Origin of the sequence: Pseudoclavibacter sp. CFCC 11306, assembly GCF_008831235.1 — a bacterium.
In the GTDB taxonomy this organism is placed as follows: Bacteria; Actinomycetota; Actinomycetes; order Actinomycetales; family Microbacteriaceae; genus Pseudoclavibacter_A.
In genome coordinates this window covers 1101182-1123896 of record NZ_WBKF01000001.1, presented here as the reverse complement: position 1 = coordinate 1123896, position 22715 = coordinate 1101182, and the positions used below count along the sequence as shown (strand labels likewise).

At 64.5% G+C, this 22715-nt stretch carries 15 protein-coding genes; 11 read left to right on the top strand and 4 right to left on the bottom strand.

Annotation, left to right across the window (positions count from 1 at the left end; all coding sequences use genetic code 11):
- The first annotated feature begins 3 nt into the window (after positions 1-3).
- Together F8O09_RS04840 and F8O09_RS04835 are read left to right on the top strand one after the other, a co-directional pair.
- The gene (locus tag F8O09_RS04840; protein WP_158042382.1) at positions 4-1524 is read left to right on the top strand and encodes a CoA-acylating methylmalonate-semialdehyde dehydrogenase; all 1521 of its coding nucleotides are present in this window, start codon (positions 4-6) and stop codon (positions 1522-1524) included.
- 441 nt (positions 1525-1965) lie between these two features.
- The gene (locus F8O09_RS04835) at positions 1966-3573 is read left to right on the top strand and encodes a GntP family permease (protein ID WP_158054134.1); all 1608 of its coding nucleotides are present in this window, start codon (positions 1966-1968) and stop codon (positions 3571-3573) included.
- 238 nt (positions 3574-3811) lie between these two features.
- Here F8O09_RS04835 and F8O09_RS04830 read toward each other — a convergent pair whose 3' ends face one another.
- Entirely contained in the window at positions 3812-5278 is a 1467-nt protein-coding gene (locus F8O09_RS04830) for a dihydrolipoamide acetyltransferase family protein (RefSeq protein ID WP_225732875.1), read from the bottom strand.
- A complete protein-coding gene (locus F8O09_RS04825) occupies positions 5275-7536 on the bottom strand; it encodes a thiamine pyrophosphate-dependent enzyme (protein ID WP_158054133.1) in 2262 nt (753 codons plus the stop codon). The genes F8O09_RS04830 and F8O09_RS04825 overlap by 4 nt, the downstream gene beginning before the upstream one ends.
- Before the next feature lie 198 nt (positions 7537-7734).
- Between F8O09_RS04825 and F8O09_RS04820 the strand changes: the two genes are divergently transcribed.
- The 3 genes from F8O09_RS04820 (at position 7735) to F8O09_RS04810 (ending at position 11179) form a co-directional block, all read left to right on the top strand.
- Entirely contained in the window at positions 7735-8259 is a 525-nt protein-coding gene (locus F8O09_RS04820) for a VOC family protein (protein ID WP_158042385.1), read from the top strand.
- A 109-nt stretch (positions 8260-8368) separates the two neighbouring features.
- Positions 8369-9700 (top strand): MFS transporter, encoded by a 1332-nt coding sequence (locus F8O09_RS04815; protein ID WP_158054132.1) that lies wholly within the window; start codon positions 8369-8371, stop codon positions 9698-9700.
- Between the two features lie 69 nt (positions 9701-9769).
- Positions 9770-11179 (top strand): MFS transporter, encoded by a 1410-nt coding sequence (locus F8O09_RS04810; protein ID WP_158054131.1) that lies wholly within the window; start codon positions 9770-9772, stop codon positions 11177-11179.
- A 63-nt stretch (positions 11180-11242) separates the two neighbouring features.
- Here F8O09_RS04810 and F8O09_RS04805 read toward each other — a convergent pair whose 3' ends face one another.
- Complete coding sequence (locus F8O09_RS04805) at positions 11243-11944, bottom strand: GntR family transcriptional regulator (protein WP_158054130.1); 702 nt, start codon at positions 11942-11944, stop codon at positions 11243-11245.
- Positions 11945-12090: 146 nt separating this feature from the next.
- Between F8O09_RS04805 and F8O09_RS04800 the strand changes: the two genes are divergently transcribed.
- A complete protein-coding gene (locus F8O09_RS04800) occupies positions 12091-12882 on the top strand; it encodes an SDR family NAD(P)-dependent oxidoreductase (protein ID WP_158054129.1) in 792 nt (263 codons plus the stop codon).
- Positions 12883-13131: 249 nt separating this feature from the next.
- Positions 13132-13947 carry an SDR family NAD(P)-dependent oxidoreductase gene (locus F8O09_RS04795; protein WP_158054128.1) on the top strand — a complete coding sequence of 272 codons (816 nt, stop codon included), beginning with the start codon at positions 13132-13134 and terminating at the stop codon, positions 13945-13947.
- A gap of 20 nt (positions 13948-13967) precedes the next feature.
- Here the strand turns inward: F8O09_RS04795 and F8O09_RS04790 are convergent, their stop codons facing one another.
- Positions 13968-15539 carry an RNase H family protein gene (locus tag F8O09_RS04790; protein WP_158054127.1) on the bottom strand — a complete coding sequence of 524 codons (1572 nt, stop codon included), beginning with the start codon at positions 15537-15539 and terminating at the stop codon, positions 13968-13970.
- Between the two features lie 539 nt (positions 15540-16078).
- Between F8O09_RS04790 and F8O09_RS04785 the strand changes: the two genes are divergently transcribed.
- From F8O09_RS04785 to F8O09_RS04770, 4 genes are all read left to right on the top strand, one after another.
- Complete coding sequence (locus F8O09_RS04785; RefSeq protein WP_158054126.1) at positions 16079-18100, top strand: amino acid permease; 2022 nt, start codon at positions 16079-16081, stop codon at positions 18098-18100.
- 279 nt (positions 18101-18379) lie between these two features.
- Positions 18380-19720: an NlpC/P60 family protein gene (locus F8O09_RS04780; protein ID WP_158054125.1), complete on the top strand. Its 1341-nt coding sequence runs from the start codon at positions 18380-18382 to the stop codon at positions 19718-19720.
- A 292-nt stretch (positions 19721-20012) separates the two neighbouring features.
- Positions 20013-21308 (top strand): mannose-6-phosphate isomerase, class I, encoded by a 1296-nt coding sequence (gene manA / locus F8O09_RS04775; protein ID WP_158054124.1) that lies wholly within the window; start codon positions 20013-20015, stop codon positions 21306-21308.
- 119 nt (positions 21309-21427) lie between these two features.
- Complete coding sequence (locus tag F8O09_RS04770; RefSeq protein WP_158054123.1) at positions 21428-22699, top strand: hypothetical protein; 1272 nt, start codon at positions 21428-21430, stop codon at positions 22697-22699.
- Positions 22700-22715 lie beyond the last annotated feature (16 nt).

Sequence of the window (22715 nt, the reverse complement as noted above, 5' to 3'; positions counted from 1 at the left end):
CCGATGAATGCACAGACCGAGACCCACACCGACCTGCCCACTGTGCCGCACTGGTACGACGGTCACGCAGTCGAGCAGCCCGGCGCGCGCACGTCTCCTGTCTACGACCCCGCGCTGGGCGTCGCGACGAAGCAGGTGCCGCTCGCCACACAGACCGAGATCGACGCTGCGGTGGCTTCGGCGCAGACGGCGTTCCCCGCCTGGAGCCAGCTGTCGCTTGCGCGTCGGCAGGCCGTGCTCTTTCGCTTTCGCGAGCTGCTGAACGAGCGCAAGGGCGAACTGGCCGAGATCATCACCAGCGAGCACGGCAAGGTGATCGACGACGCCCTCGGCGAGATCAGCCGCGGGCAGGAGGTCGTGGAGTTCGCCACGGGCCTCGCGCACCACCTGAAGGGCGAGTTCTCTGACCAGGTGTCGTCCGGCATCGACGTGTACTCGATTCGCGAGCCGCTCGGCGTGGTCGGCATCATCAGCCCGTTCAACTTTCCCGCGATGGTGCCGTCGTGGTTCTTCCCGATCGCGATCGCGGCAGGCAACACGGTCGTGGTGAAGCCGAGCGAGAAAGATCCCTCAGCGTCGATCTGGATGGCCGAGCTGTGGAAGGAGGCCGGCCTGCCCGACGGTGTGTTCAACGTGCTGCACGGTGACAAGGTGTCGGTCGACGGCCTGCTCACGCACCCTGACGTGAAGGCGATCTCGTTCGTCGGCTCGACGCCGATTGCGCAGTATGTCTACGAGACCGGCACGGCGCACGGCAAGCGTGTGCAGGCGCTCGGCGGGGCCAAGAACCACATGCTGGTGCTGCCCGACGCCGACCTCGACCTGGTCGCGGATGCTGCCATCAACGCCGGGTTCGGCTCGGCCGGCGAGCGGTGCATGGCGATCTCGGTGCTGGTCGCCGTCGACCCGGTCGGTGACGACGTGGTGAGCCGCATCAAGGAGCGCATTGCGAAGCTGCGCATCGGCGACGGCAGACGCGGCTGCGACATGGGGCCGCTGGTGACCAAAGCACACCGCGACAAGGTGGCGTCGTACATCGACATCGCGGCGGGTGACGGCGCGGTCGTCGAGGTGGACGGTCGCGACGTGAATCCTGACGGCGATGCGAACGGATTCTGGCTCGGACCGACGCTGCTCGACAAAGTGCCGACCTCCTCGCGCGCCTACACCGAAGAGATCTTCGGGCCGGTGCTGGCGATCGTGCGGGTGTCATCGTTCGAAGAGGGCATCGAGCTGATCAACTCGGGAGCCTTCGGCAACGGCACGGCGGTGTTCACCAACGACGGCGGTGCGGCGCGGCGCTTCCAGCGCGAGGTGCAGGTCGGCATGATCGGTATCAACGTGCCGATTCCGGTGCCGGTGGCGACCTTCTCGTTCGGCGGGTGGAAGCAGTCGCTCTTCGGCGACACCAAGGCACATGGCGCCGAGGGCGTGCGGTTCTACACGCAGACCAAGGCCGTGACGTCGCGGTGGCTTGACCCGAGCCACGGCGGGATCAACCTGGGGTTCCCGCAGAACGACTGAGTTGGGGCGGGGGCAGGTGTCTGTACGCGGTTCTACTGAGATGTACGCGGTTCCGCTCAGACGTGCATGGTTCTGCCCAGATGTGCACGGTTCTGCTCAGATGCACGCGGTTCTGCCGGTGTCGATCACCTTGACCGCGAGGGCTTTCTGTTCTGCCCAGATGTACGCGGTTCCGCCCAGATGTGCACGGTTCTGCTCAGATCGAGGTGATCTCGGCGGAACCGTGCACATGCAGCAACCGTGCACATGCAGCAACCGTCTGCTGCTGCAACCGTCTGCTGTGCTGAATATGAAGGGATGCTGTCCGCGCGCTGATCGCCGAGCGCACCGGCCGTGACCCCTACCCTGAGCGAAGAAACGGGAGTATCTTTGGCCGTGGGCCGCACGACCTCGTGACTGGCCGGTGCGTGTTCACCGGTTTCAGACTCAACGAGGAGACACATGTCAGGCCACGACATCCTGCTGCTGTGCACCGCTCTCGGCGGCGTGCTGATGCTGATCGCGCTCATCACCAGCAAACTGCGAATGCACCCGTTCCTTGCCCTGCTGATCACCTCAGTCGCCGTCGGACTCGTATCGGGGCTCAGCACCGGTGACCTGATCGACGCGATCGAAGACGGCGCAGGCAACACCTTCGGCAACGTAGGGCTCGTAGTTGCCCTCGGCGCGATGCTCGGTCGCCTGCTCTCTGACTCGGGTGCCACCGACCGCATCGCGCAGATCGTGATCGGCGAGCACACCGGCCGCGCAGCTCCGTGGCTCGTGGCGATCGCAGCGTTCGTCATCGGCATTCCGATGTTCTTCGAAGTCGGACTGGTCATGCTGCTGCCGCTACTGTTCTCGATCGCGCTGCGCATCGAGCGCGCCGGGCGGCTCAAAGGCTCGGGGTTCGCCTGGGTGGCCATCCCGGCCATTGCATCCCTGTCTGCGCTGCACGGAATGGTTCCGCCGCATCCCGGCCCGCTGACCGCGATCTCGACCATCGGCGCAGATCTCGGACTCACTATGATCTACGGGCTCATCGCCGCTGTGCCCGCTGTGGTCCTCGCCGGTCCGGTCTACGCGCGGTTCGTCGCTCCTCGGCTGCACATTCGCCCGGATGCCGCCCTCGTCGAGCAGTTCACCGGCGCCGCCCAGACCTCCGTAGCCCCGACCGCCGCAGTCCAGGCTGGCGCCGCTCCGACCGCCGCAGCCCCGACCCCCGCAGCACATTCCGGTGGGTCAGCCAGCGCGTCGAAACGTGCGACTGGTGACGCGGCCGGTGGTGTGTCGCGTCTCGGTGGTGCGGCAGGCCTCGATGGTGAGGCGGGCGGCGTGGCGAACGTCACCACAGATCATCCGGATGCGCCGGTCGCGCAGCCCGAACAGCATCCGGTCTCGTTCGTGGTCGCGATCATTGCGACGCTCATCCCTGTGGTGCTCATGCTGTTTCGCACGCTCACTGCGACGCTGCTGAGCAACGACTCTGTGACCGGCAAGGTCGCCGGCTTCGTCGGCAGCCCGGTGGTCGCGATGCTGATCGGGGTGCTCGTCGCACTGGTGATGCTCGGCTACGGTCGAGGCACAAAGCCAGAGCAGCTGCGCAAGTGGCTCGGTTCGTCGCTGAAGCCGATCGCAGGCATCCTGCTGATCATCGCCGGCGGTGGAGCCTTCAACAAGGTGCTCATCGCCTCAGGAGTGGGCGACGCGATCATGCATATGGCGTCGAACTGGGCGCTGTCGGCGGTCGTATTGGGGTGGGTGATTGCCGCGCTGCTCTCGGTGTCGACCGGTTCGGCGACCGTGGGAATCGTCGGTGCGTCCGGTCTGGTGGCACCGCTCGCCGCGGCTGACCCGACCGTCAACCTGGCGCTGCTCGTGGTGGCCATCGGCTCGGGCTCGATCTTCTTCAACTATGCGAATCACGCTGGCTTCTGGCTGGTGAAAGAGTCGTTCGGCATGACCATGGGCGAGACGTTCAAGACGATCACCGTGGTGCAGACGATCGTGGGACTGATCGGCCTGGTCGTGACCTTCGCACTCAGCCTGATCGTGGGGCTGCCGGGATAGCAGGGATGCTGCGCTGAGGATGCCGGGGCGGCGTCGTGGTGGGCGGCGCGTGCACGGTTCCGCTCAGATGTACACGGTTCCGCCGAGATCACCTCGATCAGAGCGGAACCGTGCGCATTTGGGCAGAACTGTGCGCATTCGGGCAGAACCGTACGTATTTGGGCAGAACCGTGCACTGCAAGGGGCGATCGACGGCACCGAGCCGGAGGGGAATCAGCAGCTCGGTGCCATCGACCTTTCAGCCCAGAATCGACAGGGGGGATTCGATCCGCCGCTGGAAGGCGGCGCTCAGCTGGGCTGCAACCGCGCCGTCGATGGCGCGGTGGTCTATTGAGAACGTGCACTCGATGACAGTGCCGATCTCGATCTGATCGTCGACGATCAGGGGCTTGCGGTAGGCGGCGCCGACCGCGATGATCGCCGACTGAGGGGGGTTCAGAATCGCACTGAACCGCTTGGTGCCGTACATGCCGAGGTTCGACACGGCGAGCGTGCCGCCGACCAGATCAGCGGGTGAGGTGCGGCCGGCTCGTGCCTGCTCCGCGAACCCGCGCACCTGCTCATGCACGGCTCCGACGCTCAGCTGGTCGACACCGCGAACGACCGGAGTCACCAGGCCGCCGTCGATCGCCACCGCAACTGCGACATCCACCTGATCGAAGGTGAGCAGCCGGTCGCCGTCCCACAGCACGTGTGCCTCTGGAACGTCGCGCAGCGCGAGCGCCGCCGCCTTGACGATCAAGTCGTTGACCGAGACGCGTCGCGCACGGTCATCACCTGCGATCGTCTCGTTGAGTTCGGCGCGCAGCGCGAGCAGCCGGTCGACCCGACATTCCACATCGATGTAGAAGTGGGGCACCTGCGTCTTGCTCTCGGTGAGGCGACGGGCGATGGCGCGGCGCATCCCGGTGAGGGGAATGGCCGTGGCGCCGTCCGGCACCTCTCCGGCTGACGGAGATGTGCGCTGCACCGGGTTTGTGACTACCGGTGGTGCAGGCACAGCGTGGGGATGCTGGGTCGCGCCCGCGGCATCGCCTGCGGACGTCTCGGCGTGCGTCGGAGCGGCAGCTGCATGAGCGCGATCGATGTCGCGACGCACGATGCGTCCGCCTGGGCCGGTCGGCTCGACGCGGTTCAGGTCGATGCCGCGCTCGCGGGCCAGTCTGCGCGCCAACGGGCTCGCGAATCGGCGCGAGCTGTTCGTGTGCGCATCGACCTCGTGGGCCCGGTCGCTCGGCTCTGCCGCCGCAGGCTCGCGAACCTCTGGGGCCTGAGCGCTCGACGGTGTCACGGAGAGATCTGCGGGTGAAGAACCGGCTGCGGCTGCGGCTGCGGTTGCGGCACCGTCTGCTTCAGCTTCAGCTTCAGCTTCAGTGTCAGTGTCAGTGTCAGTGTCAGTGTCAGCAGGTGCAGGTGCGCCGTCTGCCTCATCAGCGCCGCCGCCCACTGCGTCCAGGTCTTCGTCGGGCAGGGCGAGCAGCAGCATGGGGGTGCCCACGGTCACCGTCTCACCGGGCTCGACCAGCAGCCGTGCGACCGTGCCGGCCTCTTCAGCCTCGTACTCGACGACGGCCTTCTCAGTCTCGATCTCGGCGAGCGGCTGCCCGACCTCGACCGTGTCTCCGACCTGCTTGAACCACTCGTTGATCGACGCCTCGGCTGCTCCGGCGAGCACCTCGGGCATGTTCACGGTCTTCGGCATCATCGACCTCCGAACTGCGCGCGCACCTGCTCGAGGCCGGCGACGACTTCTTCGTGCCCGGCGATCGCCGCGCGCTCGAGCACCTTGGAAATGCTCGGGCTCGCCTCGCTGCCGGTCACGCGCTGCACCGGCTGATCGAGCCAGTCGAACAGACGGCGCTGAATCTCGTCGGCCAGCCAGCCGCCGTACGAGGTGCCCTGAGCGCCCTGCTCGACGATGAGCACGGCACCGGTCTTCTTCACACTGGCCTCGATGGTCTGCCAGTCGATGCTTGCTCGGTCGAGCCAGCGCAGATCGATGACCTCGCCGTCGACCCCGGTCTCGTCGACCGCGTCGAGGCAGTGCTGCACCATGGAGAGGTACGACAGCACGGTGACCTCTGAGCCTTCGCGGCGCACTGCGGCCTTGCCGAAGGGCAGCTGGTAGTCCCAGTCGTCGACCAGCACCTCGCCCTTCTGCGCATAGAGGTCGACGTGCTCGATCACGACGACCGGGTCGTCGATCGCGAGAGCGGCGTTCATCAGCCCCACATAGTCCGCGGGCGTCGATGCGGCGACCACGCGCCAGCCGGGCGCGGTGGCGAAGATGCCTGCCGGATCCATCAGATGCTGTGAGCCGTACCCCGACCCCATCGCGATCTTGGTGCGCAGTACGAGCGGCACTGCGCTGTGCCCGCCGAACATGTGGCGCGCCTTGCCGATCTGATTGAACACCTGGTCGGCCGCCACCCACAGAAAGTCCGGGTACATGAACTCGACGACCGGTCGAAAGCGCCCGTCGAGGGCGACGCCGCCGGCGAGGCCTGCGAATGCGTTCTCTGAGATCGGGGTGCCGAGCACACGGCCGTCGAAGCGCTTCGTGAGCCCTTTGGTCGCGCCGTTGGTGCCGCCGTTGAGCCGATGCACGTCTTCGCCGAGCACGATGATGCGGTCATCGGTCTCCATGCGCCGCTCCATGACCTTGGCCACTGCGTCGACGAACTTCATCGTCTTGGTCTCCGGCTGCGCTGCGTCGGCCGGGCTGGTCGTTGCGGTGTCGGCATCTGCATTGGTGCGGATGCCTGAGCCGGCAACGCCGAGCGTCACCGGATCGAGCGTGCGTGCGTCCGCGATCTCGCTGAGGTCTCCGCGCACACCGACGTCGACGAAGCCGGGCTCGGGCCAGAGCTCCGGACGAATTCGAAGCGCTCCCGTCTGCGACTCGGGATCGGCCTCGGTGAGAGCTGAGACGGCCGCACGCATCGCATCCTGCGCCTGTGCACGCACCTGGTCAACCTGCTCACGAGTGAAGACGTCGCGCTTGATCGCTTCGAGAGCGACCTTCTCAAGCGGGTCGCGCTCGCGCCATTCGGCCTCTTCGGCTTTGGTGCGGTAGCCGAACGCGCTACCGGGGTAGGGGCCGTTCTGATGGAAGAACCGATAGACGAGCGCCTCGATGACGACCGGCCCTTTGCCCGCGCGCATGTGGTCGAGGGCGGCTTCGGTCGCGAGGTGCACGGCGAGCGGATCCATGCCGTCGACGCGCCATGAGGGAATGCCGAAGCCGGGGCCACGCCCGCTGAGCCGTGACTCGCCGGTGACCTCGTCGACGTTGGTCGACACGGCGTAGCCGTTGTTCTCGATGAAGAACGCGAGGGGGATGTCCCAGGCGGCGGTGAGGTTCATCGACTCGAGGACCGAGCCGATGTTCGTGGCTCCATCGCCGAAGTAGGTGAACGTCACATCGTCGGTGCCCGCATGGCGCTGCGCCCAGGCGTTGCCCGCGCCCAGCGGCACCCCGCCGCCGACGATGGCATTGGTGCCGAGCGCCCCGGCCTCGTGCCACTGCAGGTGCATGGAGCCTCCGCGGCCTTTGCAGTACCCCTGCGCCAGACCGAGGATCTCGGCGAGCGTGCGCTGCAGCACGTCCTTCGTCGCGTCGTCGACGATGGCGCCGAGGTCGTACGCGTCGCGATGCACATGGCGCAGAGCCTTGGCGAGAAACTGGTGGTGGCCGCGGTGCGAGCCGTTGATGCCGTCACTCGAGCGCAGGCCGGTGATCGAACCGACGGCGCCGCCCTCCTGGCCGATGCTGGAGTGTGCGGGGCCGTGGACGAGGCCCTGACTGGCGAGGTCGAGCACGCTCTCTTCGAACGCGCGGATGAGATGCATCTGTGCGAGCATGTCGCGCAGCAGCTGTGGGTCGGCTTCGTCCCAGTCTTTCGCGGTCGCGCGCAGCTCGACCCATGGAACGGCGGGTCTGAGATTGACAGTCTTGGGCATCGTCACTTTCTCCTTTGACAGTGCATGCGTGGTGTGGTCGATGAACTCTCGGCCGTTGCGAATCAGAAACTGGAAACTCACTGTAGAGACCTAATTGGATCCAATGCAACCTGAATGTGAATCATATTCGCTTTATTTGAGGAATTGACACGAGAGTTGTATCCATTACGCTAGCCGAGCGAGAGAAAGGTGAAGGCAATGGCGCTTCCACGACTGCGGGGAACCGATCACATCGGTTTCACCGTGCCCGACCTCGAACAGGCCCATGAGTTCTTCGTCGACGTGATCGGCTGCGAGCACGTCTATACCCTGGGTCCGTTCCAGAGCGATGACGACTGGATGCAGACGCACTTGAACGTGCACCCGCGAACGGTCATGCGCGAACTGCGCTTCTACCGCTGCGGCTTCGGAACGAACTTTGAGGTATTCGAATACGAACCTGCTGAACCGCCGCAGCGACAGCCGATGAACAGTGACATCGGCGGCCATCACTTGGCGTTCTACGTCGATGACCTCGATGATGCCGTCGCGTATCTGCATGGTCGGGGCGTGCGTGTGCTTGACGAACCCACTGCGAGCTCCGGTGCGAGCACCGGCCAGCGATGGGTCTACTTTCTCTCACCGTGGGGCATGCAATTCGAACTGGTGAGCTTTCCTCAGGGCAAAGCGTATGAGCGCTCCAGCGAGACGCTGCTGTGGGATACCCGTCATCCAGAGCGCTGAGCGTTCGAAGTCTTAAATTCTCAAGCGATGCTCGACCGGATCGGGCTTCAGAACGGATGTCTGTGTCCCCCACAGCATCCCCCTCCAGAATGAAAAGGAACATTCAACGATGAATACCTCGCTTACCCAGAGTGCAGACACGCCACCTGGACCAGGAATCGCCATCGACTCGCCTGCGGTCAGTCACCAGCAGCGGCGTCGCTCGCTGGTCTCGAGCACGGCAGGCAACATCCTGGAATGGTACGAGTGGAGCGCCTATTCGGTGATGTCTCCGTTCATCGCGGCTGCGATGTTCGACTCGAGCAACCCGGCATCGGGGCTTCTCGCCGTCTTCGCCGTGTTTGCCGTCGGCTTTCTCATGCGCCCGGTCGGCGGGATCTTCTTCGGATGGCTCGGCGATCGCATCGGGCGCAAGGCGATTCTGCTGATCACCATGCTGCTGATGGCGGCGGCGTGCTTCGCCATCGGGCTCACTCCGGGGTTTGCCACGATCGGTGTGGCCGCCTCGGTGCTCCTGCTGCTGCTGCGGTGTCTGCAGGGGTTTGCGCATGGCGGTGAGTCGAGTGCGTCGACGACCTATGTGGCTGAGATCGCCCCAGCCGGAAAGCGCGGCCAATGGGGGTCGGTGTCGGGAGTCTCGATCATCGGCGGCAGCGTGCTCGCCTTCCTCATCAGTGCGGTGCTGACGACGTGGCTGGGGGAGGATGCGATGGCGACGTACGGCTGGCGCATTCCGTTCCTGCTGGGCGGTGCCATGGCCATCGTGGTCTTGTGGATGCGACGCAGTATGCATGAGAGCGATGTCTTCGACGCTCACCAGAATGCCGATGCCCCGCAGAAGCTCAGTCGCAAGAAGATCACCCTGATCACGTTGCGCATGATCGCATTCACCTCAGGGCTGACCTGCGTGAACTACGTCTGGATGACGTACATGACGACGTTCGCCATTAAAGAGCGGGGGATGCAGGCCGACGCCGCCTTCTGGGCGACGATGGTCGGGCAGCTCGTGTGCCTGGCGTCGATGCCGCTGATGGGGAAGCTCTCGGACCGCATCGGCCGCAAACCGATGATGTTCGGCTTCGCCGTGCTCGCGTTCGTCACCACGATTCCGCTGACGCTCATGGTCGGGGCTGCGCCTTGGACGCTGGCGTTGCCGGTCGCAGCGTCACTGGTCATGTGGGCGATGTGCCAATCGATCTATCCGGCTATTCAAGCTGAGAACTTTCCCACCTATGTGCGCAGCCGCGGCATCGGATTCGCCTATTCGATTTCGGTGGCGCTGTTCGGCGGCACCGCCCCTTATCTGAATCAGCTCTTCGTGTCTCTCGGAGCGGGATGGATGTTCTCGGTGTACGTCATGACGCTGTGCGTCGTGTCGTTCGTCGCGACCCTGTTCTTCCCCGAGACCAAGGGCGCCGATCTCAACAAACTCAAGCTCTAATCATTGCTGACTGCAGGCCGGTATCGTGCCGGTCTCGTCAATCCCCCACACAGAAAGACAGGAACTCTGATGACATCCCTCGATCAGACGGACAGTGACTCGCCTTCGTCTCAGGCTGACCACGTCGGCATTCGCGATCTCGATCGCGCAGGCAAACTGCGCTCGCTGCGCGCTGCCATCGTCGGTAACCTGCTCGAATGGTTCGACTGGACGCTCTACGCGCTCTTCTCGACATACATCGCGGCGTCGTTCTTCGACACCGGCGATCCGACCTCGGCGCTGTTGTCGACCCTGCTGGTGTTTGCGGGCGGGTTCTTGGCCCGTCCCATCGGCGGTTTGGTCTTCGGCCGCCTCGCAGACCGCAAGGGGCGCAAGTTCTCGTTGGTCGCCACGATGATGACGATGGCCGCAGGCAGTCTGGTCATCGCTCTGATTCCCTCTTATACCGCTATTGGCGTCTGGTCGTCGGTGCTGCTGCTGGCAGCTCGCCTGATGCAGGGGCTTGCGCACGGAGGTGAGGCAGGTACCTCGTATGCGTACATCGCCGAGATCGCTCCACGCGAGAAGCGCGGCTTCTGGGCGAGTTCAGTCTTCACCGCGGTCACCGTGGGAGTGATGACTGCGACCCTGCTCGCTGCACTCATCACCGGCATCCTGCCGAAGGATGTAGTGGGCGCGTGGGGATGGCGTGTCGCATTCGTGATCGGGGCGCTGCTTGGCGTGTATGCGCTGTTCCTGCGGCGCAACGCGGCGGAGACGATCGAACTCGAGCCTGAGACGGCCGAGTCGGCCGCCGCCGAACCCGAGCAGGTCAGCGACGCCGAGCGGCGCAGGCGTCGTCGTCTGATCCTGCGTTTCGGTGGTCTGGTGCTGATGCTGTCCGCCGGACAGAACGCTTGGTACTACACATGGGGCACCTTCGCATCGTCATACGCGATCTCGGCACATGGCATGGACGCCAACGGGGCCTTCATCGCGAGCCTTCTGGCGCAGTTGGTGACCGTCTGCTTCCTGCCCTTCGCAGGCCGGCTCTCAGACCGCATCGGCCGTCGCCCGATGATGATGACGTTCGGGCTCGGCTCCGCTCTGTTGGTCTTTCCGATTCATGCACTGCTCGGGCAGGCATCGTGGACCCTTTTTGTGTCGCAGGCGATCGGCATGCTGCTGTGGGCGTGTGCGGCGGGCATGTACCCGGCCCTGATGTCGGAACTGGTCAGCACCCGTACTCGCGCGGCGGGCGTCGGATTCGCCACCTCTCTGTCTGTGGCGCTCTTCGGCGGTACGGCTCCGTACCTGAACACATGGTTCACCTCAGTCGGTCAGCCTTGGATCTTCCAGCTCTATGTCGCCGCACTGTGTGTGCTCGCATTCTTCGCCGCTTGGATCATGCCTGAGACCAAGGGAATCAACCTTGCCGATGACGATGTGATCCAGGCCGAAGGCAGTCAAGAGGCTGCCGGGGCAGCGAAAGAGGCCTGAGAGCGTGAACACGTTGGTGAGGGCAGGCGTTCCACTGGAGGCATACCGCCGGGGAACGCCTGCTCACGCCTCAAAGATGTCGTCGGCGACCTGCAACGCGAGTCGGGTGCGGCGAATGTGCAGCTCAAGCAGCTGTGAGGCGCTGTGCACGTCACGGCGTCGAATCGCGTCGAGCAGCAAAGTGTGCTCATGAGAGATCATGTCGCGCCCAGGGTTCGACTGCTGCTCGATGAACCGGCGCCGATAGAACTGGGTGGTGTTCCACAGACGCTGTACGGTCTCGCGCAGAAACGTGCCGCCTCCGCGCGAATACGTCATGAAGTGAAATGCTCGATCTTTGATGACCACCTGGTTGAGATCGGGCTCTGCGTCGATGTCTCGACGCATGTCGTCGAGCATGTGGACGTCCTCGTCGGTGAGGTGGAGCATCGAGGCCTCGAGCAGCAGTGGTTCGATGCGTTCGCGCACACGGTAGACCTCGGTGCATTCCTCGCGCGACAGCGCCGTCACCCATGCGCCGGTGTGCTCGACGAGAGTGATGAGGCCTTCGGTAGACAGAGTCTTCAGCGCCTCCCGGACGGGCACGCGGCTCGATCCGATGAAGTCGGCGAGTCGCTCTTGAGTGAGCCGCTCACCGGGGATGAACTGTCCGTCGAGAATCGCCGTGCGCAGCGCGTTGACTGCGCGCACGCTTGTGACGGGTGCGAAAGTCTCACGTTCGGCGGCAGACGCAAGGTCATCGTGCGTCGAATCAGGCGATGGCATTTCAGCAGCTTATCCGATGAGCCTGTCGGGCTCTGATCACATGCTGATGGCAGGTCGGAACTGCCCGACCGTCTTGTCAGTGAGGTCATGGCTCGTCGATGCGCATGCGGACAGCTTCTCAGAATGAAGACGATAGGAGAAACGATATGAACGAGAACAGCCAGAACACAAGCACCACACACGCCTCGAATGAAGCGCCGGTGGTGGCGATTACTGGGGGAGCATCAGGCATCGGCTTCGCCGTCGCCCAGCGTTGGGTGGCTGACGGTGGTCGGGCAGTGCTGTTGGACCTGAACCCAGACGGACTGAAACAAGCCTGCGTCGAACTCGGTGAGGCCGCCCGCGGCGTGCAGACCGACGTCACCGATGACGCATCGATCACCGCCGCGTACGACTCCATCGCTCACATCGAGGGTCGGCTGGACGCCGTAGTCAACTGCGCTGGAGTGTCACGCCCCGCGCCCAGCGATGAGATCTCGGACGCCCAGTTCTGCTCACTGATCGACATTCATATCAATGGGTCTCAGCGTTCGTCACGTGCCGCGTACCGACTGCTCTCGGAGTCTCCGCGTGCAGCGATCGTCAACCTGTCTTCGGTTGCCGCGCAGACGGGAATGCCGCAGCGCGCCGCATACTGTGCAGGCAAAGCCGGCATCGAGGGGCTGACGCGAGCCCTTGCCGTCGAATGGGCGCGCGCTGGCATTCGCGTCAACGCGGTGGCACCGGGGTACATCCGAACCGCGCTCACAGACGGGCTGATCGAGCAGGGCAAACTGCGGGTTGATCGCATTGTGGCCCGCACACCCATGGGCCGTCTCGGTGAACCCTCTGAGATCTGCGAGGTCATCGATTTTCTTCTGTCGCCGCGTGCGTCCTTCATCACCGGCCAGAGCATCGTCGCCGATGGCGGGCTGACCGTCGATGGCGACTGGTACTGAGCCGCTGCGCTGAGCACGCTGCTCATGACCACCATTCACCCGAAGCAAACGATCGATGTCAGTGACATGGTCCGGTGAGATCGCCGCGGGCCGTGACGAATGAGAACAATGAGATGAGAGACGAGACGCGTTATGCATGATTCTGCAGATCGAGACAAAGAGAACTTCCAAGACGCAACTGGCGGCGTCGGCGGACCGAGCGGTTCAGATGACCGCAGTACTGCACCTGAGCCAAGACTCGTCGATGCAATGCCAGCATCGGCGCAAGCACATGGAAGACGCACCGCTCAGGGCGACTCATCGGGTGAGAACTCGCGTGAGGTGACGTTCGACTTCACCGGGCGTCGTGTGATCATCACCGGTGCCGCTGGAGGTATTGGACGGGAGCTGGCGAAGCTCTTTCGTCAGGCAGGGGCTGACCTGGCACTTGCCGATCTCAGCGTCGATGCGCTCGACGCTGCAGTCAGCGCGCTGCCCCAGGGCAGCGGGACAGTGCTGACGGTGCCCTACAACGGTGCAGATCCGGAGTCAGCTCAGCACTTGGTCGACGTCGTCACCGAGCGGTTCGGAGGCATTGATGTGCTTGTGCCTGCCGCGGGAATCTACCCGCGCCGGGCCGTCGCCGAGATGAGCGATGAAGAATGGCGACAGGTGATGTCGATCAATCTCGACGGTGTGTTCACTCTTGTGCGTCGCGCATTGCCGTCGTTGGGTGATCGTGCTGCGATCGTGCTCTTCGCCTCCGTCGCTGGACACAGAGGCAGCCGGCTTCACGCGCATTACGCGGCGAGCAAGGCTGGAATCATCGCTTTGACGCGCAGTCTGGCATTGGAACTCGGCCCAGAGGTGCGAGTGAACGCGGTCTCCCCGGGTACGATCATGACCCCGATGGTAGGGGATCTTGTCAAAGACCGTGGAGAAGCGATGCTGCGCGACACCCCGTTGCGACGAAACGGCGAGCCGATGGAAGTCGCTCGAGCGGTGGCCTTCTTGGCCAGCGATGCGGCGAGTTTCATCACTGGCGAGACTCTGCACGTCAATGGCGGACTGTTCATGGCTGGGTGATTCTGGTCGGTGCCGCATCGTCACGCGCGCCGGTCGCGCAGCATGATCTCGAGCGCCTCACGAAGCACCGCATGCTCGTGCCGCAGCTGCTGATTCTCGAGTTGCAGCTGATCGAGCAGCACGAACGGGTCGCTCGACCTCGGCACGCTGAAGACGTCGGCGTCGGTCGGGCGGCCCAGATCGTTCGAACGAGCTGACGCAGGATGCTGGAGCAGATCGTCCTCTCGAGTCGCCGGAGCCGCACTCGAGTAGGTCATGGTGGGCTCTGCAGAGGCCTCTGAAGAGAAGATCCCGAAATCAGTGGTCTCGAATTCACTGGATGCGAATCGTGTCTCCTGTGAGTCCGCAGAATCGAGTGGTGCGGCAGAGGCAGCGCCGATGTCGAACGATGTGGCGTCGAACTGGTCTGGGTCGAACTGGGCCGTGTCGAACTGGCCTGGGTCGAACGGCCCTCCGCCGACATCTGCGGTGTTGAAGAGTGTGACGTCAACCTCGTCGATGTTCGATGGAGCAGCCTCGACAGACTCTGTGGTCGAGCTCGCCTCGGCGACCAAGTCGAAGATCGAGTCGATGGGTGCGACAGCTGGGGTCGAAGCCAGCTCAGAGGAGATATGTGCGCTCGCAGGCCGTTGACGTGCAGACCGCGCATCGGCCGAGCGTCTGGTTTGAACCGGAACAGCGAACGGATCCGACCAGGTCTCTTCAGGCTCGTCTGCAGCATCCGTCGAATCGGCGCCACCGTCACCGTGACCATCGCCCAGGCCGGCAGCGGCGAGTTCGGCTGCGACTTCGGCGCCGGCCCCGAACAGCGGACTGAGCACGCCAGCCGATGTGGGGGCCAGGTAGTCGGGCACTTCACGCTCGGCAGCGGATGCCGCAAGCAGCTCGGCTGACAGGGAGGCGGTGAGCTGCGTGGCCGAGTCGGCCGCAGTCGACACAGGGGCCAGACCTGCCTGGGGTTCCAGCCCCGACCTGACGAATCGATCGGCCTTCTCGACCTCATGCTGCTGAGCCTCGGCGGCGGCGGACTTCGCAGCCTGTTCGGCGGCATCCCGCTCGGCCTTGCGCGCGGTCTCGTTCGAGGTGCGGCGTGCTTCGTCGAGGGCCGCCTGCACGACATCCTGCTTGGGAAGGTGCACCTGATCGGCCTCGACCTCGAGCCGGCGCATCACTGCGCGCACGACGCGGTCGATGACGTTGTTCCAGTAGTCGGTGGTGTGCGCGGCGACTTTGCGCACGTCGACGCTGACATGCTGCAGCACTTCGTGCAGAGCTTCGACGCGCGCAGACGGCACACCTTTGACCGTCTCAGAGCGCGAGGCCTTCTCGAACGCGACGATCACAGCGTGGCTGTCGGTATAGAGCGTGACGTCGTGCGCATCTGGGTGCGCCATCACCGCAGCGATCGCTGCGAGCACCTCAAGCTGGTTCACCGACGGAGCCTTGCGCATGCCGACCCAGTGATCGGGCTGTTGGTCGTCGGAGCATGGGCTGACCCAGCCGTATACCCCGCGCTTCTCGTTCGGATCGAATGAGGCGTCGGTGTAGACAGTGATGCTCTGGCCGGCAGCGCTGGTCTTCTTGGGTCTCATCGCCTTAACAGTAGTCGGGTGCGTGCGGATGCGTGCTGGTGCGTGCTGCAGGGCGTGGGTGGCTCTTGAGCGCTTGACTGCTCCGCTTCTGTCGATTCAGCTTCAGCCTCGGGCCCCGAGCTCGGGCAATCCGTACAGGATCGTACAGACGGCCCCGAGAGAGCCAACCGGTGATTTGCGGCTGAATCTGTGCAAACTCCACACGAAAACCACAGCATGACTAAACTATTGGCGGCATTGGCACGCATCCACCCCGACCAGCGGCTCATAAGGCACGCGGTCGTCGGTTGAAAGGTGCGACGTCGGCAGCCCACAAGGCAGAAGAAATACGGATGTACGGGTCACGATCCGAGAAGAGCCGGGCGACCTGCGGAGCAGCGAAACCGACCCCTGCGTTCGATCGCAAGAGGAATCGCCCGGAATCACGACTGCAGCGCACCACCACACCGCAGCGCACCACCACACCGCAGTGCACCACAGCACCACAGCCGCCTGGGCCCCAGCCCGCCGCCGGCACAAAGAGAGGATGTGACTCAGCAATGAGTCTTTTCGCGCGCAAGACGATCACACAGGTCAACGAGGATCTCGCAGATCCGGAACGGCAGCTCAAACGCGAGCTCACCGCTTGGGACATCGCGGTCATGGGCGTCGCGGTCGCGGTCGGTGCGGGCATCTTCTCGGTCGGTGCGCAGGCGGCGGCCAACTACGCGGGCCCGGCGGTCATCATCTCGTTCGTGATCGCTGCGGCGATCTGCGGCCTGGCCGTGATGAACTACGCCGAGTTCGCCTCGGCCGTGCCCGTCTCGGGGTCGGCCTACACCTTCTCGTATCTCACCATGGGCGAGCTGATCGCCTGGATCATCGGCTGGGACCTGATCCTCGAGATGCTGATGGCCGCCTCGGTCATCTCGAAGTACTGGGGCATCTACGTGCGAAACGTGTTCGAGTTCGTCGGCTGGGACATTCCCACGGATGTGCAGGTCGGTCCGTTCACCGCATCCTGGCCGCCGATCGTCATCGTCGCGATCTTCACCACGCTGCTCGTGGTCGGCACGAAGCTCACCACACGAGTCAACAACATCTTCACTCTCATCAAGGTCGGCATCACCATCTTCATCGTGATCGCCGGCGCCTTCTATGTGAAGGCCGCGAACTTCTCGCCGTTCCTGCCGCCTGCTGAGCTGGCACCTGCCGATGGCGGCACCGGCATGCTGCATCAGAGCCTGCTCAGCTTCATGAGCGGCGCCGAACCCGAACGCTACGGCATGTTCGGCCTGCTCGGCGCTGCCGCGCTCGTCTTCATGGCGTTCATCGGATTCGACGTCGTCGCGACCACGGCCGAAGAGACCAAAGACCCGCAGCGCAACCTGCCGCGCGGCATCTTCGGCGGCCTCGCACTCGTCTCTGTGCTCTACGTCGCGGTCACCATCGTCGTCACCGGCATGGTGAGCTACCAGCAGCTCGCAGCCGAGCCCGAGCCGACTCTGGCCACCGCCTTCAAACTCGTCGGGGCGAACTGGGCCGGAACATTCATCACGATCGGCATTCTGGTCGGGCTCACCACGGTGATCATGGTGCTGCTGCTCGGCCTGTCGCGCGTCGTGTTCTCGATGAGCCGCGACGGTCTGCTGCCTCGCGCGATCTCGCACACCTCGAAGCGCGGCACGCCGGCCCGGCTGCAGATCGGCTGCGGAATCATCGTCGCCGTCATCGCGAGTCTCGGCGACGTGAACGAGCTGAGCGAGATGATCAACATCGGCACGCTGAGCGCCTTCGTGCTGGTGAGCTTCGCCGTGCCGGTGCTGCGCAAGCGCTATCCCGATGTGCCTCGTGGATTCCGCGTGCCCTGGTCGCCGACCCTGCCGATCATCTCGGGCGTGCTGTGCATCTGGCTCATGATGAACCTCGCGATCGAGACCTGGCTGCGTTTCGTGGTGTGGCTGTTGGTCGGCCTGGCGTTCTACTTCGGGTACAGCTACAGGCACTCCCGCGTGCGTCTCGAGGGCGGCCTCGGCTCCCTGCGCCATGCTGAGGATGCTCTGCTCGCGCCTGCCTCGGCGCTGCCCGTCGAAGAGTCGGTCGAGTCAGGTGCGGCGGATGCCGGTGATGTCGCCGACCGCACGCGCGCGGCCGCGGATGCGACGGGGGAGGCGGACTTGGCTGCTGCATCCGCCGGTGACAAGGCGAGCTCGACCGCGCTCACCGCAGCCGGCGCCGTGCTCACCTGGCTCGCCGCTGCGCTCGTGCTCGTCATCGTGGTGGGGCTCTTCACAGGGATGCTGACTGCGGCAGGCATGACCGGAGTGCTCGTTTGGGCGGTGCTGCTGTCTGCGCTTCCGGGGCTGGTCGTCTCGCACGTGGCGCTGCACCGCGCCGAGAAGAATCATGATGCGCGGGTGGCATTGGCCGCGGCGGAGTTCGCGGGTGCTCTCGTTCCGCAGCATGTTTATGTGGTCAGCGGTGCATCGCGCACCCTGCTCGCCTCGCTGTGCGTCGGATACTCCACTGCGGCCGTCGCGGTCGTGGTGGGCATCGTGCACTTGGTCACTCTGTTCGCGTAGAAGCGCCGGTGAGCGCCACTTCATGCGGAGCTCTCATATCGGTGACGGTGACGGTGACGGTGACGGTGACGGTGACGGTGACGGCGCAGAGCGCCCGCAGTCTGCGCGCGAGTGGTCCGGCAGATTTCGGCTGTAGAAGCCCCTAACTCTCAATCTGAAGGTGAAACTTTTTCGACACGCCGCCTTTGAGCTTGCCCTTCAAGGGTGCCTAGACTAGTGAGCGTCTTTCGTGCAGGACTGACCAAATTGCTCGGTCCGCGCGTGCCACAAGGAGGATCGGTGAAGTCTCGCATCATCCCTGGGGCCAGTGCAGCTGGCCTCGCACTCACAACCGCACTCTGGGCCGGCGTCTGGTCAGGCGTTCCCGCAGTGGCAGACCCGGTGACCGCACCCAGTCAGGATGACGTCAATGCGGCCGCGAACGACCCCGGTAAGCGCGATGACCTCGTGAAACAGGTGCAGGGCACGCTCGACAGGCTTCAGGCTGACTATACGGCCGCCGCACAGGCACGCTCCGATGCTGAGTCGCAGAGCGCGCAGGTGCAGCAGCGCCTGTCTGACGCGATCGGCTCGTTCGTCGATCTGCAGGTGCAGGTGCAGAACGCGCAGCAGGCGGCGGATGACTCCAAACGTCAGGCCGGTCAGGTCACGGCTCAATTGGCCCGTGGCGGAGGTTCGGTCGCGAACTCTCAGCTCTCGACGGTGGTGGGAGTCGCAGACGCCGACGATGCGCTGAAGCGTATGGCTGCTCTTGACAAGCTCGGCGGCGACGTCGACGGCAAGGTCAAGGGTGCGCTCGCCGATGCGAACACGCTCTCGGCTCTGCGTGATCAGACGCAGTCGCAGCAGCAGGCTCTTGAACAGCTTGCCGACGAGTATGACCAGCGCACACAGGCTGCGCAGCAGGCTGCGCAGCAGGCCTACGACATGTTCAACGGTCAGACCGACGAGGTCGTGACCCTGCGTGGGCAGCTCGCGCAGCTGCAGGGGCAGAATGCCGATCAGGCTCGACAGCAGGTACAGGCCGAGCGCAGCACCACTGCGCATCAGATCGCGCCGGTGTCAGCAGGCGACGAAGCGAACTTCAACACCGGGGCGGCTCCTGCCGTTGTGCAGCGCCCGGCGGCTGTGGCACCGGCTGCACCCGCTGCCGTGACGCCCGCTCCGAGTCGTCCGCAGACTCCGGCAGTCACACCAGCGCCGACTCCGGCGGTTCAGCCGAAGCCCACGCCCGCGCCGACTCCGACGCCGTCTGCTCCGGCGTCCACCGGTAGCCGCGGTGCGGCCGTCGTCGGCACCGCACGCCAGTACCTCGGCACGCCGTATGTCTGGGGCGGCACCACGCCGGCCGGCTTCGACTGCTCAGGCTTCACCTCGTGGGTGTTCGCACGCAACGGCGTCTCGCTGCCGCGTGTCTCGCAGGCGCAGATGAATGTCGGCACGGCGGTCTCGCTCGCTCAGGCGCAGCCCGGCGATCTCGTGTGGATGAGTGGCGGCGGTCACGTCGGCATCTACCTCGGCGGCGGCCAGGTCATTCACGCGCCGAAGCCTGGCGACGTCGTCAAGATCTCGCCGATCAGCGTCTGGAACGGCAACTACGGCATCCGTCGCGTACTCTGACCTGCTCCTCGGTAGCGCCCACATCGCACGTGGAGGCTGGGGCAGCCTCAGCACAGGTTTTGGTTCGGTCGATGGCCGGGTGCCCGTATCGTGCGAAGAATATGTGTCGGATCGGCAGTCTTTCTATCAGATTCATAAGAAATGATGCTCTGAAGAAGACGTACTGCCCGGAACCCGCTACCATGTTGAACAGCCCGAGATTCTGTGTCACCCCCCCCGACCGGAGTCTCGGGCCTCTTCATGTCGGCTGGGCATCTGCGCCATTGAGACATGCACGATACGATGACTTCTGATGTCACTGCTGATCGACAACGAGCCACGCGACTACGACTGGGGCACACCCGGCGGCATAGCGCGTCTGCGAGGTGTTCCCTCACGACGATTCCACAGCGCAGGTGCTTTCGTGGCCAGCGAGGTCTCTGCGAAGACATCTGCATCGGCAGCTGACTCATCAGTGCCCATGCCCGCAGAGGCTGAGCCCGAAGCCGAGCTCTGGCTGGGCACACACCCCACTTGGCCGTCTGTCGTCGTGGATGGCCCGTATGAGGGTGAGACGCTGCCAGAGGCGTTGCGGCAGCTCGGGCGCCCTGCCGAGATCGGCTACCTCTTCAAGCTGCTCTCGGTCGATCGCCCGCTGAGCGTGCAGGTGCACCCAGACGCCGATCAGGCGAACGAGGGCTTCGTGCTCGAGAATGCGATGAACGTGCCGCTCAAAGCCGCTGTGCGCAACTACCGCGATCCGAATGCCAAGCCCGAGATGGTCTACGCCCTGAGCGAGTCATTCGACCTGCTCGCCGGCTTTCGCGACCCCGAAGCCGTGATCGCCGACGTCGAGCTGATTCTGCGCAGCTGCCAGTCGCGCACCGAAGAGATCATCTGGCTCGAACTGCTGCATGCGCTGGTCGAAGACGACCCGATCGAGGCTGCCGTGCGGTGGATGCTGCAGGACGACGCGGTGTTCGGCCGCGCGTTGGCGAATCAGATGCATACTCGCTTCACTGGCGGGTTCGGAGTCTGCGCGAACGAACGTGACGAGGTGCTGCGCCGGCTCGACGAGCACTACCCGGGAGACCGCGGCGTGCCGTTCGGGCTTCTGCTGCGTCACGAGACGCTCGAACGCGGTCAGTCGATCTACCTGCGCCCGCGCACGCCGCACTGCTACCTGCACGGCACCGGTCTCGAACTCATGGGGCCGAGCGACAATGTGCTGCGCGCCGGGCTCACCTCGAAGCACGTCGACGACCACGAGTTTCTCAAGGTGCTCGACTTCGAGCCCTCGGCACCCAAGCACCTGTATGAGTACCACAAAAACGACGTCGTCGAGGTGCAGGCCGAAGGGGCTGGGCTGCGGCTCACATTCACGCATGTGAGTGACGGGCAGCGCGCGCGCGTACCGTTCCACGACGGGGACATCGCCTACGTGATGCACCACCACGGAGATGGGCGGCTGCTCATTCGCGACGCAGACGGTGCACATCTGACAGTGGGTGAGGGGCAGGCCGCAGTTCTGGTAGACGCCCGCGAGCTGCACATTGTGGCTCCGGAGCAGGGCCACGCCACTGTGGTGGTCGCCGGCCGCGACAGCTGATCTGTCTTCGCCGGGGCCTCTGTCTGCGCTGTGCTGAGTAGGATTGTGATGTTGGAATTCGGCAGTCGAGCGATGCTGATCGAGTGCTGTGTAGTTTTGTGCTCAAGGGGGAATGACGCATGACGCCCGAGAATGACCGATCTGACGATGCCAGCCAGCAGCACGGCGCTCCGCCACCGCGGCTGCCGCAGGCGCCCGTGGCACCATACGACGCTGGTTGGAACGGCAGCGGCGGGTGGGGCAGCGGCGAGGTCGTCGGCGCACTGAGTGCCGATGAGCTGCAGCAGCAGAGCCGCAGGCAGAAGCGCCGCTGGATCGTCATCATCATTGCCATAGTCTGCATCGGCTTGTTGGTCGCCGCCGGTTTCATCACACGTGCGGTCGGTAACAGCTCGACCTACGGCCCCGAGGCACGTGCCAAGGCCTACCTACAGGCCGTGGTTGACGGCGATGTCGACCACGCGCTCGAACTGTACCGGCCCAACCTGAGCACCGACCAGCGTGCGCTGCTGACCTCAGAGGTCTTTGGTGCATCCTCGGCCAGGCCGACGGCGTTCGCGATCGACGGCACGACCATCTCGGGCGACACCGCAACGGTCAACGCTGACCTCACTATCGATTCGAAGAGCTACCCGGTCACGATCACGCTGCAGAAACGTGGACATCAAGGGATCATCTTCGACGACTGGGCATTCACCGATGGCGGTATGCAGAAGATCGCAGTGAGCTCGCCAGATGCGGTCGACACTGTTAACGGTGTGAAAGTGCAGCTCGGCAGCGCTGACGAGATCTCGGTGCTGCCCGGGGCGTACACCTTCGCCCCGCGGCAGAACAGCCAGTATGTGACCTTCGGCGAACCGGTAACGGTCAAAGCGTTCACTTCGGGTGATGGGGATGCTGCCTCGGTGGCGTTCACCGAGACCTGGTCGCAGATGGGGCGGGACTACGCGATCAATCAGGTGAAGAGCCGCATTGCCGGATGCATGCAGTCTGACAAGTTCGAGCCAGAGGGCTGCAAGCACCTCAAAATGAACGATCCGGGCTCGTATGCCGTCACGGGCATACGCCGTTCATGGTCGGGTCAGCCGACGATTAAGTTCACCGACGAAGCTGTTCCGCAGTCGTCCCGATCGGGTGGCTGGGGCGGCTCGTCGAGCTCGGAGCAGGGCACGAGCAGTCAGAACGGTACTGAGGGGGCCAAGGGCTCGACTGCCGGATCGGTCGTGCTGACCGGCGGCGACATGCACGTCGACTACAAATGGCGTTTTGACGACGAGGACGACTGGCGCGATGACTCGCGGGTGAGCACCGGAGTGTTCGACTACACGACGGTTGTGCCGGTGTCTATCGGAGGCGACGGCACGCCGCAGCTCGATTTCAGCTCGTTCTGAGGGGGCTGGGGAGACG